The organism is Bacillus sp. TH50 (assembly GCF_016650565.1).
Lineage (GTDB): Bacteria > Bacillota > Bacilli > Bacillales > Bacillaceae_G > Bacillus_A > Bacillus_A mycoides.
Genome location: NZ_JAEKFM010000003.1, coordinates 2983648 through 3001441, shown reverse-complemented (window position 1 = coordinate 3001441; position 17794 = coordinate 2983648). Strand labels below are relative to the sequence as shown.

Annotated in this window: 18 protein-coding genes; 12 read left to right on the top strand and 6 right to left on the bottom strand. The window is 35.3% G+C overall.

The features are described from left to right. Nucleotides 1–47 precede the first annotated feature (47 nt). The 5 genes from gyrB to dnaA all read right to left on the bottom strand — a co-directional run bounded on the left by gyrB (nt 48) and on the right by dnaA (nt 6158). Nucleotides 48–1970, bottom strand: a complete 1923-nt coding sequence (gene gyrB, locus JFU23_RS15580; RefSeq protein WP_044438325.1) for a DNA topoisomerase (ATP-hydrolyzing) subunit B — start codon at nt 1968–1970, stop codon at nt 48–50. 38 nt (nt 1971–2008) lie between these two features. Continuing rightward, entirely contained in the window at nt 2009–3136 is a 1128-nt protein-coding gene (gene recF / locus JFU23_RS15575) for a DNA replication/repair protein RecF (RefSeq protein ID WP_002016486.1), read from the bottom strand. A gap of 12 nt (nt 3137–3148) precedes the next feature. Further along, a complete protein-coding gene (gene yaaA, locus JFU23_RS15570; protein WP_002016484.1) occupies nt 3149–3361 on the bottom strand; it encodes a S4 domain-containing protein YaaA in 213 nt (70 codons plus the stop codon). A 128-nt stretch (nt 3362–3489) separates the two neighbouring features. Further along, nucleotides 3490–4635, bottom strand: coding sequence for a DNA polymerase III subunit beta (gene dnaN / locus JFU23_RS15565; protein WP_201032234.1), 1146 nt, complete (start codon nt 4633–4635; stop codon nt 3490–3492). A 182-nt stretch (nt 4636–4817) separates the two neighbouring features. Further along, a complete protein-coding gene (dnaA, locus tag JFU23_RS15560; protein WP_002016481.1) occupies nt 4818–6158 on the bottom strand; it encodes a chromosomal replication initiator protein DnaA in 1341 nt (446 codons plus the stop codon). Nucleotides 6159–6721: 563 nt separating this feature from the next. On the opposite strand from dnaA, the gene rpmH reads away from it, so the two are divergent. The 10 genes from rpmH to spo0J all read left to right on the top strand — a co-directional run bounded on the left by rpmH (nt 6722) and on the right by spo0J (nt 15778). After that, nucleotides 6722–6856: a 50S ribosomal protein L34 gene (rpmH, locus tag JFU23_RS15555; RefSeq protein ID WP_000831901.1), complete on the top strand. Its 135-nt coding sequence runs from the start codon at nt 6722–6724 to the stop codon at nt 6854–6856. A 76-nt stretch (nt 6857–6932) separates the two neighbouring features. Next, nucleotides 6933–7280 (top strand): ribonuclease P protein component, encoded by a 348-nt coding sequence (gene rnpA / locus JFU23_RS15550; protein ID WP_002089963.1) that lies wholly within the window; start codon nt 6933–6935, stop codon nt 7278–7280. 52 nt (nt 7281–7332) lie between these two features. Then, a complete protein-coding gene (gene spoIIIJ, locus JFU23_RS15545; protein ID WP_002089960.1) occupies nt 7333–8100 on the top strand; it encodes a YidC family membrane integrase SpoIIIJ in 768 nt (255 codons plus the stop codon). Beyond that, nucleotides 8097–8714: an RNA-binding cell elongation regulator Jag/EloR gene (gene jag / locus JFU23_RS15540; protein WP_002166368.1), complete on the top strand. Its 618-nt coding sequence runs from the start codon at nt 8097–8099 to the stop codon at nt 8712–8714. The genes spoIIIJ and jag overlap by 4 nt, the downstream gene beginning before the upstream one ends. Nucleotides 8715–8941: 227 nt before the next feature. After that, nucleotides 8942–10318, top strand: coding sequence for a tRNA uridine-5-carboxymethylaminomethyl(34) synthesis GTPase MnmE (mnmE, locus tag JFU23_RS15535; RefSeq protein WP_002034990.1), 1377 nt, complete (start codon nt 8942–8944; stop codon nt 10316–10318). A gap of 58 nt (nt 10319–10376) precedes the next feature. Then, nucleotides 10377–12266 carry a tRNA uridine-5-carboxymethylaminomethyl(34) synthesis enzyme MnmG gene (gene mnmG, locus JFU23_RS15530; RefSeq protein WP_002016474.1) on the top strand — a complete coding sequence of 630 codons (1890 nt, stop codon included), beginning with the start codon at nt 10377–10379 and terminating at the stop codon, nt 12264–12266. A gap of 22 nt (nt 12267–12288) precedes the next feature. After that, a complete protein-coding gene (gene rsmG / locus JFU23_RS15525) occupies nt 12289–13008 on the top strand; it encodes a 16S rRNA (guanine(527)-N(7))-methyltransferase RsmG (RefSeq protein WP_002016472.1) in 720 nt (239 codons plus the stop codon). A 105-nt stretch (nt 13009–13113) separates the two neighbouring features. Next, nucleotides 13114–13986, top strand: a complete 873-nt coding sequence (noc, locus tag JFU23_RS15520; RefSeq protein ID WP_002016471.1) for a nucleoid occlusion protein — start codon at nt 13114–13116, stop codon at nt 13984–13986. 186 nt (nt 13987–14172) lie between these two features. After that, a complete protein-coding gene (gene soj, locus JFU23_RS15515; RefSeq protein ID WP_002016469.1) occupies nt 14173–14934 on the top strand; it encodes a sporulation initiation inhibitor protein Soj in 762 nt (253 codons plus the stop codon). Beyond that, the gene (gene spo0J / locus JFU23_RS15510; RefSeq protein ID WP_170972768.1) at nt 14927–15778 is read left to right on the top strand and encodes a stage 0 sporulation protein Spo0J; all 852 of its coding nucleotides are present in this window, start codon (nt 14927–14929) and stop codon (nt 15776–15778) included. The genes soj and spo0J overlap by 8 nt, the downstream gene beginning before the upstream one ends. 20 nt (nt 15779–15798) lie before the next feature. Here spo0J and yyaC read toward each other — a convergent pair whose 3' ends face one another. Next, entirely contained in the window at nt 15799–16395 is a 597-nt protein-coding gene (gene yyaC, locus JFU23_RS15505; RefSeq protein ID WP_002089953.1) for a spore protease YyaC, read from the bottom strand. A 260-nt stretch (nt 16396–16655) separates the two neighbouring features. Here yyaC and JFU23_RS15500 point away from each other — a divergent pair, with 260 nt between their 5' ends. Next, nucleotides 16656–17513 carry a mechanosensitive ion channel family protein gene (locus JFU23_RS15500; protein WP_002016466.1) on the top strand — a complete coding sequence of 286 codons (858 nt, stop codon included), beginning with the start codon at nt 16656–16658 and terminating at the stop codon, nt 17511–17513. 20 nt (nt 17514–17533) lie between these two features. Further along, nucleotides 17534–17731, top strand: coding sequence for a DUF951 domain-containing protein (locus JFU23_RS15495; RefSeq protein ID WP_000436054.1), 198 nt, complete (start codon nt 17534–17536; stop codon nt 17729–17731). Nucleotides 17732–17794 lie beyond the last annotated feature (63 nt).

Below are 17794 nucleotides of genomic sequence, written 5' to 3'. Positions count from 1 at the left end.
ATTTATATGTAGAAGACAGGAATACTTAGATTCCTGTCATTACTCACTTAAATATCAAGGTTTTTCACGTATTTTGCATTTTCTTGGATAAAGTTACGACGCGGCTCTACTTTATCACCCATCAAAATTTCAAATGTTTCATCCGCTTCAATTGCATCTTGAAGGGAAACTTGAAGTAACGAACGTACTTCTGGGTCCATTGTCGTCTCCCACAGCTGAGTTGGATTCATTTCCCCTAGACCTTTATAACGCTGAATCCCGGGCTTAGGTTGAGCTGGTAATTCAGCTAGTATTTTTTCAAGTTCTTTATTGTTATAAGCATATTGAATTTTTTTACCTTGTTGTACTTTAAACAACGGTGGCTGTGCGATATATATATATCCACACTCAATGATTTGACGCATATAACGATAGAAGAACGTTAATAATAGGGTACGAATATGTGCACCATCAACATCAGCATCTGTCATAATAATAACTTTATGATAGCGAGCTTTTTCAATAGCAAAATCCCCACCAATATTTGTACCAATTGCTGTAATAATTGTACGAACTTCATCATTTGATAAAATCTTATCTAAACGTGCCTTTTCAACGTTAATAATTTTACCCTTCAGTGGTAAAATCGCTTGAAAATGACGATCGCGTCCTTGTTTTGCAGATCCGCCCGCAGAGTCACCCTCCACGATATAAATTTCGCTAATTGCTGGATCTTTAGAAGAACAATCAGCTAGCTTCCCTGGTAAACTTGAAACTTCTAGAGCACTCTTTCGGCGCGTTAGTTCACGAGCCTTTTTAGCCGCTACACGTGCACGTGCTGCCATAGTCCCTTTATCTATAATTTTACGTGCAACATTGGGATTTTCTAGTAAGAACTTTTCAAACGCCTCTGAGAATACAGACTCTGTAATCGTTCTCGCTTCACTATTTCCAAGTTTCGTCTTTGTTTGTCCTTCAAATTGTGGATTTGGATGCTTAATTGACACGATTGCTGTTAAGCCTTCACGAACATCTTCACCAGTTAAATTACTATCCGCATCTTTTAAAATATTATTTTTACGACCATAATCGTTAATTACACGTGTTAGAGCAGTCTTAAAACCTACCTCATGTGTACCGCCTTCATACGTATGAATATTATTTGTAAATGAATAAATATGATTTGTATAGCCTTCGTTATATTGAAGAGCAACCTCAACCTGAATCCCATCTTTTGAACCGTCAACATATACAGGTTCTTCATGAATCGGTTGTTTTGAACGATTTAAATGTTCAACATATGATTTAATTCCACCTTCATAATGGAATTCTTTCTTTTGCTTATGTTCACGCTTATCTTCAATTGTTAATTTAATATTACGATTTAAAAACGCCAACTCACGCATACGAGTCGCTAATGTATCAAATTCGTATTCTGTCGTCTCTGTAAAAATTTCTGAATCTGGCTTAAAGCGTGTGATCGTTCCTGTACGATCAGTTTCACCTATTACTTTTAAATCCGCAGCCGGGATCCCACGTTCATATTTTTGATAGTGTATTTTTCCATCCCGATGTACAAATACCTCTAATTCTGTTGATAAAGCATTTACAACAGATGCACCTACACCATGCAAACCACCAGAAACTTTATAACCACCACCGCCAAATTTACCACCGGCATGGAGTACCGTCATAATAACTTCTACAGCAGGACGTCCCATTTTTTCTTGTATACCAACAGGGATACCACGACCATCATCTGTTACAACAATACTATTATCTTCTTCAATACTGACATTAATTTCATCACAATATCCTGCTAAAGCTTCATCAATACTGTTATCAACAATTTCCCACACGAGGTGATGAAGACCTTTTCCACTTGTAGAACCGATATACATACCAGGACGCTTTCGAACTGCCTCCAGTCCTTCTAACACCTGAATCTGACTTTCATCATATGCATTTTCCTGTATTTGCTTTTGTTCCATTGACACAAAGATCACCTACTTTTCCATTTAAACAGAAATTATTTTCTGTCTATTTCACAATCTACCGTGCCGTTCGTTACATGAATTGTTTTCGCTTCTTTTAATGTTTCGTGTTCAATTCCCTCGACACTCGTCGTTGTTACAAAGGTTTGTACTTTTCCTTGAATTGTATTTAGCAGATGCGATTGACGATAATCATCTAATTCTGATAACACATCATCTAGTAAAAGAATTGGATATTCCTTAACCTCTGAGTATATCAATTCAATTTCAGCCAATTTTAGGGATAGTGCGGTTGTTCGTTGTTGTCCTTGTGAACCAAAGACTTGAACATTTTTACTATTAACGAAGAATTGTAAATCATCACGATGAGGACCAAGTAAAGTTGTACCCCGAAAAATTTCACGTTGTTTCACAGATTGAAAACTTTCATAGTATACTTCCTTTATTTTCGACAAATCCATTGATTCTGATACATCTACACTTGGTTTATAAACGATTTCTAACTCCTCTAATCCCCTGCTAATTCCGCGATGAATTGGAGCAGCCCATTCTTGTAGTAAATGCAAAAACTCAAAACGTTTTCGCAAAATTTTTGCACCATGCTCAATAAGTTGAAGTGTAAATACATCCAACATCGTTTCCTCATTTTTACTATTCCCTTGCATCTTCTTAAGTAAATGATTTCGTTGCGTGAGTACCTTTTGATATTGACTTAATTCATACAAATAGACCGGAGCTATTTGTCCAAGTTCCATATCCAAAAAGCGTCTTCGTACTTGAGGGCTTCCTTTTACAAGATTTAAATCTTCTGGGGCAAACATAACAACATTCATTTCACCAATATACTGGCTCAATTTTTGTTGTTCTAACTGATTTAACTTTGCCTTTTTACCTTTTTTTGAAATATTTAATTCTAAGGATACTGAACTATTTCGCCTTTGTAATCTACCTTTTATATTACCATAATCCTCATCCCAACGAATGAGTTCACGATCGTTCGAAGTTCTATGAGATTTCGCCATCGCCAATACATAAATAGCTTCCATCAGATTCGTTTTCCCTTGCGCATTTTCACCAATAATTACATTGACTTTATCCTCAAAGGAAAGCTCTAAATGCTCATAATTGCGATAGTTTTTTAATTGTATTTCTGTAATAAACAAAGGGATCCCCCTTTATGCCTGAACTTGGAAAGTTCCGCTTCCCGGAATTTCAACAATATCATTTGCATATAACTTTCGGCCTCTTCTATTTTCAAGTTCTTGATTCACGTATACTTCATATTCTTGTAAGAACCATTTCACAGCGCCACCTGTATCAATTACATCAGCTAACTTTAAAAATTGTCCTAGTGTAATGTATTCTGTTGAAATCTTAATAAGTTTCATAAAATCGCTCACTTTCTGAAAGTGTTCATTCTTTCATTGTACTAAATAAACTAGCATTAGGAAAGTAATACCCCACAAATCAAATAAGGGTCACTAGTACCTTTACACTAGCAACCCTTAATCCTTACTTAGTAAGTACGGACTGGTAAAATTAATTGGATAATGGAATCATCATTTACTGTGCGAATTAAAAACGGTCTCATCGCTCCAGTAAAACTAACTTTAATTTCTGTACTGTCTAAAGCCTTCAATGCGTCCATCATATATTTTGCACTAAAAGATATTTTTAATTCTTCTCCATCTACATTTTCACATTGAACCTCTTCTACTACTTTTCCGATTTCTGGTGCATTCGAAGAAATCTCTAACATCTGTTGTTCTAATGTCGATAATTTAACAACGTTGTTACGACCATCTCTTGCTAACAATGACGCACGATCAATCGCTTGTAAAAATTCTTTTGTATTTACAAATATATCAGTTTTACTTTCAGCTGGAATTAAACGCGTTGTATCTGGATAATTTCCTTCTAATAATCTTGAGAAGAATAATAAATGTTTTGTACGGAATAATACTTGATACTCCGTAATAACGATATCTACCATTTCTTCAGATTCATCTAGAATTTTACTTAATTCACTTAAGCTCTTACCAGGAATAACGACATTCGCTTGAAATTCATCGGCAATATTATACCCTTCGATTTTTGCTTTACGAAGTGCTAGTCTGTGACTATCTGTTGCAATACAAGTTAGCTCGCTGTTATATACCTTCCAGTTTACACCTGTCAAGATCGGTCTTGTTTCAGAACTTGAAACTGCAAATACTGTTTGACGAATCATGTGCTTTAGTAAATCTGTTGGAATCTTAAATACATGATGTTCTTCGATTTGTGGTAATAACGGATATTCAGCAGCATCTAAACCATTTAAGTTGAACTCTGATTTTCCAGATTTTATTTTTGTCATAAAATGATTTTCCACAGAAATTTCGACAGTTTCTTTAGGTAATTTTTTTACGATCTCACTAAAATATTTTGCTTGTAAAATAATACTTCCTGATTGTTCAATTTTCACAATTTCTTTTCCAGCATCTTCGACTGGGATAAATGATTCGATAGAGATGTCTGCATCACTACCTGTTAAAGTAACTCCTTCTTCAGTTGCTACAACTTTAATCCCTGTAAGAATTGGAATTGTTGTACGAGAAGAAACTGCCTTCATTACATCTTGTACACTTCTTACAAGATAGTCTTTTTGTATTGTAAAACGCATAACGAAAAACCTCCGGTAAGTATAAGATTTTATTTATTTAATAAAGATAAAAAAGTAGTAGTAATAGTAATAGGGCTTGTGGATATGTGGATAACCCTGTTTAAAGATGTAAAAACAGTCTATCTACATGTGGATAGACTGTGCGTAAAATAAGCTAAGTTATTCACACTATTCTGCTACTACTATTTTAAAATATCCTTAACTTCTTCAACGTGTTTTTGTAATTGAGTATCCGTTTTTAATAGCTTCGAAATTTTTTCGTGAGCATGGATTACTGTTGTATGATCGCGGCCACCAAATTCTTCACCTATTTTTGGCAAAGATGAGTCCGTAAGTTCACGTGATAAATACATCGCAATTTGGCGAGGGAATGCAACGGATTTTGTCCGTTTTTTTGCTTTGAAATCTTCTAATTTTACTTGATAGACGCCCCCAACAGCCTTTTGAATATCAGAAATAGAAATAATTCTAGGTATAGAGTTTGGAATAATATTTTTAAGCGCTTCAGCCGCTAAATCAGCATTCATATCTTTATTAATTAAAGATGAATAAGCTACAACTCGAATAAGTGCACCCTCTAGTTCACGAATATTTGAATCGATTTGATTTGCGATATAAAGCATAACTTCATTTGGTATATCAAGACCTTCTGCTTTTGCTTTTTTACGTAAAATTGCGATTCTAGTTTCTAAATCTGGTGGCGTAATGTCCGTAATTAACCCCCATTCAAAGCGAGAACGAAGGCGATCTTCTAAAGTTGGGATTTCTTTTGGTGGTCTATCGCTTGAAATCACAATTTGTTTACTTTCTTCATGTAACGCATTAAATGTATGGAAGAACTCTTCCTGTGTTTGTTCTTTTCCAGCAAGAAATTGAATATCATCTATCAATAAGACATCTACATTACGATATTTATTGCGAAAATCGACAGCTTTATTATCACGAATTGAATTAATAAATTCATTTGTGAATTTTTCAGATGATAAATATACAACTTTTGCATTTGGGTTGTGTTCAATTACATAATGCCCAATTGCGTGCATTAAATGTGTTTTTCCAAGTCCAACGCCCCCGTAAATAAAGAGCGGATTATAGGCTTTAGCTGGTGCTTCAGCTACAGCTAAAGAAGCAGCATGTGCAAAACGATTACCAGAGCCAATAACAAATGTATCAAATGTATATTTTGGGTTTAACATACTCTGTGGTAAGTGATTAGACTCATCATGTGCGTGTTTTTGCTTAACAGAGGGGAGATCTATATCCTCTTCTGCCTGACTTTGGGGAATGATAAAACGAATAGCTAGTTTTGCCCCTGTTAAATCATAAAGTGTTTCGGAGATTAGTTCCGAATAATGAGATTCTAGCCAGTCACGAGCGAATTCATTTGGAGCTGTAATAGTTAATACATCTTTTTTTAAGTTATGAGCAGTTGTTGATTTTAACCATGTTTCATAACTTGGCTTGCTTACCTTTTTTTCTAATTCTTTTAAGGCACTATTCCATAAATCAGAGATATTTTCCAAAGGTGTCCCTCCTTTACAAAGATGGTAAAAGAATAAGGTTGCGCAACAATTGTACAACCTGTAAATATTTCTAATGCATATTTATACGGAACGTATTTTAAAATATAAAAACGTCGTTAGTATCCGAGATAGAGTTTTCGACAAAATAACACATGTGGACAACTATTTACTCACATGTGATTTAAACTATCCACATGTTATACACAAATTGTGGATAAAATAAAGGTGTGGAAAACTTATTCAAAGTGAAAACACAACTATAATATCAAAAAAAAGCAGCTATAGCAATGAATTTAAGAAAGTTATCCACAAAATCAATACCTTGTGGAATAAACTTGTCCACAACACGATATACTGTGTAAAAGTAAAAAAAGAGTTTGTGGATACAAAAAAGAGAAAATATATTTATCCACAAGGGAATATAGGGACTGTGAAAAAGTGTGTGAATAGGTTAAAAATGAATATTTGATGAAAATTTCGAGAACCATTGACATTTTCCTATTTGATTTACTATAATTTATTAGACTGTCTTTAACAGATATTCCTCAGGGAGGTGTCATATAATGAAAAGAACTTACCAACCAAATAAACGTAAGCGCAGCAAAGTACATGGTTTCCGCAGCCGTATGAGCACAGCAAACGGACGTAAAGTGCTAGCAGCTCGTCGTCGTAAAGGAAGAAAAGTATTATCTGCGTAGACCACTGATCGTTCAGTGGTCTTTTTTTCTAATAATAATGAGTTTCCGCTGATGAAATACAGGAGTGTCAAATGATATGAAGAAAAAAAATCGTATAAAAAAGAATGATGAATTCCAGGCTGTTTTCCAAAAAGGACAATCGAATGCCAATCGCCAGTTTGTTGTATACAAATTAGATAAAGAAAAACAGCCGCATTTTCGCATTGGTCTTTCTGTTAGTAAGAAAATAGGAAATGCAGTAGTGCGTAATCGAATTAAGCGTATGATTCGCCAATCGATTATAGAATTAAAAGATGAGATAGATTCTGGAAAAGATTTTGTTATAATAGCAAGGAAGCCTTGTGCAGAGATGACATATGAAGAGTTAAAGAAAAGCTTAATTCATGTCTTTAAACGCTCTGGTATGAAAAGAATAAAAAAGTAGCGTAAGGAAATGAATTACACTATATACATACCGAAACAAGGAGGAGCAGGCTTTGAAAAAGAAAATAGGTTTATTAGCCATGGTTATTATGCTAATGGCAATTGCTACCGGCTGTAGTGAAACAAATCAACCGATTACACCGAAAAGCACTGGGATTTGGAATGAATATTTCGTATACCCGCTTTCTCAGTTAATCACGTATTTTGCAGAATTATTTGGTAGTAATTACGGTTTAGCAATCGTTGTTACAACTCTTATCATTCGTTTTGCATTATTACCATTAATGATTAAACAAACGAAGAGTACGAAAGCAATGCAGGCGTTACAACCAGAAATGGTGAAATTAAAAGAGAAATATAGTTCTAAAGATCAAGCAACACAGCAAAAACTACAACAAGAAATGATGCAGTTATATCAAAAGAATGGTGTAAACCCATTAGCAGGATGTTTACCAATATTTGTTCAGATGCCTATTTTATTCGCGTTTTATCATGCGATTATGAGAACAACAGCAATTAGTGAACATACATTTTTATGGTTCGATTTAGGACAGGCGGATCCGTTCTATATCCTTCCAATTGTTGCAGCTATTACGACGTTTATTCAGCAAAAGCTTGCAATGGCAGGAACGGCTGGACAAAATCCACAAATGGCAATGATGATTTGGCTTATGCCAATTATGATTTTAGTCTTTGCAATTAACTTCCCAGCAGCACTATCATTGTACTGGGTAGTTGGTAATATCTTTGGTATCGCTCAAATGTATATGATCAAAGGGCCTGAAATTAAGGCTAGTAAGGCAGGAGGATCAAGCAAGTGAGTATGATTACTGCTAAAGGACAAACAGTCGAGCTGGCAGTACAAGATGCTTTAAGACAATTAAATGCTTCGAAAGATCGAGTAGATATAAATATTATCGATGAGGGTAAGAGGGGGTTCCTAGGTTTATTTGGGAATCGCCCCGCTGTTGTAGAAGTTGTATTGAAAAAAGATCCAATCCAAGAATGTGAAGAATATTTAAAAAATGTTATTCAAAATATGGGTGTGGAAGTTGAGATTAGAAAAATTGTAAAAGGACGCGAAGTTGAATTTACAATTTCTGGTGAAAATATTGGTGTTTTAATTGGTAAAAGAGGGAATACGTTGAATTCTTTACAGTATTTAACAAAACTTGTTGCGAACCGTAATACAAAGCAATATATTGGTATTACACTGGATGCTGAAAACTATCGTAGTAAAAGAAAAAATACGTTAGAATCTCTTTCCTATCGATTAGCAAAACAAGTAGTGAGTACGAAAAAAAGAGTTGTTCTAGAACCAATGCCTTCTTTTGAACGGAAAATTATTCACCAAGCATTATCTAATCATCAAAATATCATTACAACTTCTGAAGGGAAAGAACCACATCGGTATGTTGTAATATCTTCCAAGTGACCGGTTACTCAATTGAGTGCCGGTTTTTTTGAGGAGAAAATAAATGTGGATAACTAAAAAACACTAAACTTATCCACTGTGAATAAGTTTAGTGTTTTTTACATAAGGACATAATAAAATGAGTTATTATTCTTTTGTAGATAGGTTCGTTATGGTATCCTAATAATTTAGTGACGGAAAAAATTCATGTTGAAATAGAGATAAATAAGCAAGTGAGGTGAAAGGACATGGAATTTGATACAATTGCCGCAATTTCCACAGCACTTGGGGAAGGTGCAATTGCCATTGTTCGAGTAAGTGGGGATGATGCGATTGAGAAAGTCGATCGTATTTTTAAAGGGAAGGATTTAACACAGGTTTCTTCTCATACAATTCATTATGGTCATATTGTCGATTTAGATACAAATCAAGTTATTGAAGAAGTTATGGTGTCCATTATGCGTGCACCAAGGACTTTTACGCGTGAAAATATAGTAGAAATTAACTGTCATGGTGGACTTGTTTCGGTAAATAAAGTATTACAGCTTATTTTAGCGCAAGGAGTACGACTGGCAGAGCCTGGTGAATTTACAAAACGTGCTTTTTTAAATGGACGTATTGATTTGTCACAAGCAGAAGCTGTTATGGACTTAATCCGTGCGAAAACAGATCGTGCTATGAATGTAGCGATTAACCAAATGGAAGGACGATTATCTAAATTAATCGGCCATCTGCGTCAAGAAATATTAGAAACATTAGCTCATATTGAGGTGAATATAGATTACCCAGAATATGATGATGTAGAAGAGATGACGCATAATATTTTAATTGAGAAAGCTACACATGTCCGTGCTGAAATTGCAAAGATATTAGAAACATCGAAGCAAGGAAAGATTTTACGTGAAGGCATTTCTACCGCGATTATCGGTAGACCTAACGTTGGGAAATCATCGCTATTAAATAGTCTTGTTCAGGAGAAAAAGGCAATTGTAACTGATATTGCAGGAACAACTCGTGATGTTATTGAAGAGTACGTTAATGTGCGTGGTGTACCACTTAAACTTATAGATACAGCCGGAATTCGTGAAACGGAAGATATTGTTGAACGAATTGGTGTAGAGCGTTCGAAGGAAATGATGAGCCAAGCAGACTTAGTGTTAATTGTAGTGAACTATAGCGAGGCTTTAACAAATGAAGATGAGGATCTATTCCGTGCCGTACAAGGAAAAGATTTCATTGTCATTGTAAATAAGACAGATTTACCGCAAGAAATTGATATGGAACGTGTTACAGATTTAGCGGTAGGCAATCGTGTTATTACAACATCTTTAATTGAGGAGCAAGGAATAGATGAGCTTGAAAAGGCAATAGCTGATTTATTCTTTGAAGGAACAATTGATTCTGCGGATATGACATACGTGTCTAATGCGAGACATATCGGATTATTAACACAAGCAGGAAGAACAATTAACGATGCAATTGAAGCGATAGAAAATGGTGTTCCGATTGATATGGTTCAAATTGATTTAACAAGAGCGTGGGAAATACTTGGTGAAATTACTGGTGATACTGTCCATGAAAGTTTAATTGACCAATTGTTCTCTCAATTTTGTTTAGGAAAATAAAGTAAAACTTTAATCAGAGATGATTTAGTAAGATAGAGGTTATTAGGAGGAATAAACAATGGGATACAATGCCGGTTCATATGATGTCATAGTAATCGGTGCAGGTCATGCAGGATGTGAAGCTGGTCTTGCGGCAGCACGAATGGGCTCAAAAACATTAATGTTAACAATTAACTTAGATATGGTAGCGTTCATGCCATGTAACCCTTCTGTTGGTGGACCAGCAAAAGGGATTGTTGTTCGTGAAATTGATGCATTAGGCGGAGAAATGGGACGCAATATTGATAAAACACATATTCAAATGCGTATGTTAAATACGGGTAAAGGACCAGCTGTACGCGCGCTTCGTGCACAAGCTGATAAATTCTCTTACCAGCATGAATTAAAGAAAACAATTGAAGAAACACCAAACTTAACGTTGTTTCAAGGTCTGGTAGAGCGTTTAATTATTGAAGATGGTGTATGTAAAGGGGTAATTACGCAAGCTGGTGCTGAATACACAGCGAAAACAGTTGTAATTACAACGGGAACATTTTTACGTGGTGAGATTATTATGGGAGATTTAAAATATTCAAGTGGTCCAAATAATCAGCAACCATCTATTACATTATCTGAACACTTAGAGGAACTTGGTTTTGATCTTGTTAGATTTAAAACAGGTACACCTCCGCGTGTAAACAGTAATACGATTGATTATAGTAAAACAGAAATTCAACCAGGTGATGATAAGCCACGTGCTTTCTCTTTTGAAACGACAAAATTTATTATGGATCAAATTCCATGTTGGTTAACGTATACAAGTACAGAAACGCATCGTTTAATAGATGAAAACTTACATCGCTCAGCTATGTATTCTGGTATGATTAAAGGAACAGGGCCTAGATATTGCCCTTCAATTGAAGACAAGGTAGTAAGATTTAATGATAAACCACGTCATCAAATTTTCTTAGAGCCAGAAGGACGTAATACACAAGAAGTATATGTACAAGGCTTATCGACGAGCTTACCAGAAGATGTACAGCGTGCAATGCTTAGAACAATTCCTGGCCTGGAAAATGTTGAAATGATGCGTACGGGTTATGCAATTGAATATGATGCGATCGTACCAACTCAACTATGGCCAACACTTGAAACGAAAAAAATTAAAAATTTATATACAGCAGGACAAATTAACGGAACTTCTGGTTACGAAGAAGCAGCAGGACAAGGGCTTATGGCTGGGATTAATGCAGCGTGTCGTTCTTTAGGTAAAAAAGAAGTTATTTTAGGTCGTGCTGATGCTTATATTGGTGTCTTAATTGATGACCTTGTAACGAAAGGTACAAATGAACCATATCGTTTATTAACGTCTCGTGCAGAATATCGCCTATTATTACGCCATGATAATGCTGACCTTCGTTTAACTGAAGTTGGTCGTGAAATTGGCTTAATTAAAGAAGATCGCTATGAGCGATTTACAAATAAAAAGTTACAAATTGAACAGGAGAAGGAACGGTTAGAGAGTATTTTTATTAAACCGCGTCCTGAAGTTCAAGAATTAATTCGTAGTATTGGCGGAAGTGAATTGAAAGATGGAATACGTGCAAGTGACTTATTACGTCGTCCAGAGGTGACATATGAGCATATTCATCTTTTAGTACCAAGTGAAGTAGCATTAAGTGATGAAATTACGGAACAAGTTGAAATTCAGACCAAGTACGAAGGATATATCGAGAAATCTTTACAGCAAGTAGAACGTATGAAGAAAATGGAAAACAAAAAAATTCCTGTGGATATTGATTATGATGCAATTTCTAGCCTTGCCTCAGAAGCGAGACAGAAATTGAAAGATGTTCGTCCGCTTTCAATGGGGCAAGCTTCACGTATTTCTGGCGTAAATCCAGCTGATGTTTCCATTTTGCTTATTTACATTGAACAAGGAAAAATTGCACGAGTATCGAACCAATAACATAGTAAGGAGATATTGCTAGATGAACATAGAACAATTTCAATCTATGCTAGAAGAGAAGGGTATTTCCCTCTCTTCTAGACAGTTAGAGCAGTTCGGAATCTATTTTGAAACATTAGTAGAGTGGAATGAAAAAATGAACTTAACGGCTATTACGGAGAAAGAAGAAGTATACTTAAAACACTTTTTTGATTCTGTTACAGCGGCTTTTTATTATGATTTTTCGAAACCATTTTCTATTTGTGATGTTGGAGCAGGAGCTGGATTCCCAAGTATCCCTTTAAAAATCTGTTTCCCACACTTAAAAGTAACAATTGTAGATTCATTACAAAAACGTATTAATTTCTTAAATCACTTAGCGCAAAAGTTAGAATTAAGTGATGTTGCATTTTGTCATGATCGTGCTGAAACATTTGGAAAAAAAGAAGGTGTACGTGAAGCATACGATATTGTAATGGCACGTGCAGTTGCACGCCTTTCTGTATTAAGTGAGCTATGTTTACCACTTGTAAAAGTAGGGGGAACATTCATTGCAATGAAAGGTGCAGCGGCGAACGAAGAAATCGAAAATGGCAAATATGCTTTAGAGGTACTTGGTGGAGAATTGAAAGAAATGTCTACGTTCCAATTACCGTTTGAAGAAAGCGAGCGTAATATTTTATTAATCGAGAAAAAGCGCAAGACACCAAAGAAATATCCACGCAAACCGGGAACGCCCAATAAATTACCTATTGAAAAATAAATCTTATTAGACGTAAGATTAAATTATATAAATGAAAACGTAAATGTTTCATAGGAAACATTTTATGTAGAACAGTCAATAGGCCTAAAAGGTGGTGGAATATGTATGAAAAATACGTTTTCTCGTTTATTTGGCTTTGGAGATAAAGAGAGCGAATTCGAATTACAAGACGAAAGCCATGAAGAAATAGCTAAAAAGGTATATGAAGAAATACAGGAAATTCCGATAGTAAACATTACCCCTAACCGTTATCAACCACGAACAGTTTTTGACGATGCACGTATTGAGGAGCTAGCATTAACGATTCGTACACATGGGCTTATCCAGCCGATTGTTGTGAGACAGTATGAGGATGATAAGTACGAGATTATTGCCGGGGAAAGGCGTTTCCGCGCAGCAACAAAGTTAGGGTGGGAAAAAGTTCCTGCAATAATAAAGAATTTAAATGATACTGAGACAGCTTCTGTAGCGTTAATTGAAAATTTGCAACGTGAGGAATTAACAGCAATTGAGGAAGCTGTGGCATATCAAAAGCTGATTGAGTTACATAATTTAACACAAGAAGCATTGGCACAACGACTTGGAAAAGGACAATCGACAGTCGCAAATAAATTGCGATTATTAAAATTGCCTGAAGAAATCAAAAGTGCATTATTAGAAAAAAGTATTACAGAACGGCATGCTCGCGCCCTTATTCCTTTGAAGAATGAGGAATTACAACTGAAGGTTTTACAAGAGATTGTGGAGAAGCAATTGAATGTAAAGCAAACAGAAGAACGAATTGCAAAGTTACTAGAAGAAGTAAAACCAAAGCGCAAAGCGAAGCAAAAAGCAGTAAGTCGAGATGCGAGAATTGCTATGAACACGATTAGACAATCATTACAAATGGTTGCTAATAGTGGTTTGAATGTTAATTCTGCGGAAGAAGAGTTTGATGAATACTATCAAATTACGATTAAAATTCCGAAGAAAAAATAATTACGTGCTAGAGACCTTATCCCATTGGAGAGGTCTCTTTTACTATATTTTCTTGTTAAAGCAAGAAGGAGTTTAGAAATAAATTTTGAAGTTTAATAAGGACGTAAAAGAAAAACTTTTATTTCATGTTACAATAAACGTAATTGTTTCTAGAATAAGAAAGAAAGGTTGAAAGTAGGTGACATCATGGGAAAAATCATTGCTATTGCTAATCAAAAAGGCGGTGTTGGAAAAACAACAACATCCGTTAATTTAGGGGCTGGATTGGCACAAGTAGGAAAAAAAGTCCTTCTCGTAGATATTGATGCTCAAGGAAATGCAACGACTGGTGTAGGGATTGAAAAGTCTGAATTAGATCAATGTATTTATAATGTTCTTGTAGAAGATGCAGATGTTCAAGGTGCCATACGGAAAACCGCAACTGAAAACTTAGATGTTCTACCCGCTACAATTCAATTGGCTGGTGCTGAAATTGAATTGGTACCAACCATTTCCCGGGAAGTACGCTTGCAAAGAGCGTTACAGCCAATTCGTGATGAATATGAGTATATTATTATTGACTGTCCCCCATCCTTAGGGTTATTAACGATTAATGCATTAACAGCAGCAGATTCTGTTATTATTCCTGTACAGTGTGAATATTACGCGCTGGAAGGGTTAAGTCAGCTATTAAATACAGTTCGACTTGTGCAAAAGCATTTAAATAAAAATTTAGCAATTCAAGGTGTATTGTTAACGATGTTGGATGCTCGTACAAATTTAGGAATTCAAGTTATAGATGAAGTGAAAAAATACTTTAGGGATAAAGTATATCGTTCGATTATTCCTCGTAATGTTCGCTTAAGTGAGGCACCAAGTCATGGAAAACCAATTATGCAGTATGACGCTAAATCAAGAGGAGCAGAAGTATATTTAGATTTAGCAGAGGAAGTGATTGCAGGTGGCTAAAGGATTAGGAAGAGGAATCAACGTGTTTTTTCCAGATTTAGATGTGAAAGAAGAAGAAACGATTCAGGAGATTATAGTAACTGAATTAAGGCCGAATCCATATCAACCACGTAAACATTTCAATAAAGAAGCGATTCAGGAATTAGCGGCTTCTATTAAAGAGCACGGTATATTGCAACCTTTAATTGCTCGAAAGAGTATTAAAGGATATGAAATAGTTGCAGGTGAAAGAAGATATCGTGCTGCTAAAGAGGCCGGACTTGAGAAAGTGCCTGCTGTCGTAAGACAATTAAATGAGCAGCAAATGATGGAATTTGCTTTGCTTGAAAACTTACAACGAGAAGATTTAAATCCTATGGAAGAGGCAATGGCATATCAGATGTTAATGAACGAGCTAAATGTAACACAAGAACAATTAGCAAAACGTCTTGGTAAAAGCAGGCCTTATATCGCAAATTATACTCGTTTGTTAAGCCTCCCTTCATTCGTTCAAGATATGATTGCAAACGGTCAACTTTCAATGGCTCATGGAAGAACTTTACTTACAATAAAAGATGAAGAACAGTTGAAATCTTTATTGAAGCGAATTGAAAAAGAAGGACTGAATGTTCGCCAATTGGAACAAATTGTCCAGGAAATTAATCAACGTGTTTCACGTGAAACACAACAAGTGAAAAAAGAAAGAAATATATTTTTTATAGAGCGTGAAACGTTTTTAAGAGAAAAGTTTGGTACGGATGTAAAAATTAAAGAAACGAAAAAAGAAAAAGGTAAAATCGAAATCGAATTTTTTAATAAAGAAGATTTAAATCGAATTTTAGAATTATTATCAAAGGGAAATTAAAAAGCAAACCATCTTATTGTTTATAGATGGTTTGCTTTTTTTAATGCAGATAATTTTTGATCGGTTTCTTTTATACTTTGTGCAATTACATCGGCCATCTTCATGACTAAACTTAGTCTTGTATTTTGAAGTACGAAAAACTCCATGAAACCATTTAAATTTACGATGCCATGAATATGCAAATCACCAATTTCAGGTAATTTCTTATTCATCGCAGCTCCAGGTTTACTGGGGCCCTTTCCGGTAGTTATAGAACCGATACTTTGAGATTTTCCTAAACATGCATCAACAGCAATAATAAATGAAGTAGGGTTTTCTTTCTGTATATTCTGAATTTTTTCCTCTAGATTTAGTGCATGTATTGGTTCGTCTAGTGTGCCGAATACTTGAAGGTTTTTGATTTCAATTTGTTCTAGTTTAGTACCAACTAATGGACCAAGTGCATCACCGGTGGAACGGTCTGTTCCGATACAAACGAGAATGAGTGGCATATTAGTCTTAATGGGAATATGGGAAAGTAAGAAATTACTGATTGTCTCAGAGGCTTCTAAGTCATGATGCATAACATTTTGAGTTTCTTTTTCAAAAAAAGGTAAGCGAAAACTTCTAATATTCATGAAGCACCCATCCTTTTAATAAATTTTCACAATATGTTATATGGTGTGTGAAATGGAAAATTATAAGTGCATACTTTCTACAAACTGTGAATGAAAATGGAAATAATAGTACTAGTATATATATATTCGTTTCATTTTATACCTGAATGGAAGTTAACAAATGGAATTAAAGTCATAAATTTTTTTCAGAAATCAGAGAGAGTTCTGATACAATAATAAGGATAACTAAAAAGAAATTTTAGCTAGAGAGGTAGAGGGACATGGATTTAGCGTTGAAATGGTTTGAGTCCATTGATTGGACGAATATAGGTGTGAAGTCACTAAAAATAATCGTTATTTTAATACTTGGTGCAATCGTTGTGCGAGTTGCAAGGGCAATTGTACGAAATGCGTTTCGTATGGGAAGCCGTTCGCCGATTCAAATTTCAGAACGTCGTACAGTTACGGTAGCGAAGTTGCTTGAAAATATTGTGGCATACGTTGTTATGTTCATTATGTTAATTGCGATTTTAGGTGTGTTTGATATTAATGCATCAGGTCTATTAGCCGGTGCTGGGGTAATTGGTTTAGCAGTCGGTTTTGGTGCACAAAGTTTAGTTAAAGATGTTATTACAGGATTATTTATTTTGTTAGAGGATCAATTTTCAGTAGGTGATTATGTAAGAATAGGTCAATTTGAAGGAACTGTTTTGGAAATTGGACTACGTACAACGAAGATGAAAAGCTGGACAGGTGAAATTCATATAATACCAAATGGTAGTATTGTACAAGTAACGAACTTTTCCGTTAGTAATAGTGTAGCATTTGTTGATGTATCTATTTCTTATGAAAGTGATATAGTACGAGCGGAGCAAGTTATTGAAGATTTATTAGTAGAATTACCAGGAAAATATGAGAAAATGGTAACAACACCTCAATTGCTAGGTGTTCAAACATTGGCAGCGTCTGAAGTTGTATTACGTGTTATTGCTGAAGTTGAGCCGATGCAGCATGCAGTTATTGCGAGGGCTCTTCGCAAAGAGATTAAAAATCGTCTTGATTTACATGGGATTGAAATTCCATACCCACGTATGGTTTTATATAGTCGCGAAGAATTAGTTAGTGAAAAAGCAATTTAATAGTGGGAGGGATTTAGAGAATGGAGCAAAAGCAATATAACTTGTACGATGTTGTGGAAATGAAGAAAGCCCATCCATGTGGTGAAAATCGCTGGAAGATTATTCGTATGGGAATGGATATCCGCGTTAAGTGCGAGGGGTGTGACCATTCGGTAATGATTCCTCGAAGAGAGTTTGATCGCAAGGTGAAAAAAATACTTGTGAAGCACGAAGAATAGTGAAAAAGCAACAGCTGCAGTAGACAGCCGTTGCTTTTTTTCATTTGGTGGAAACTTGTCATT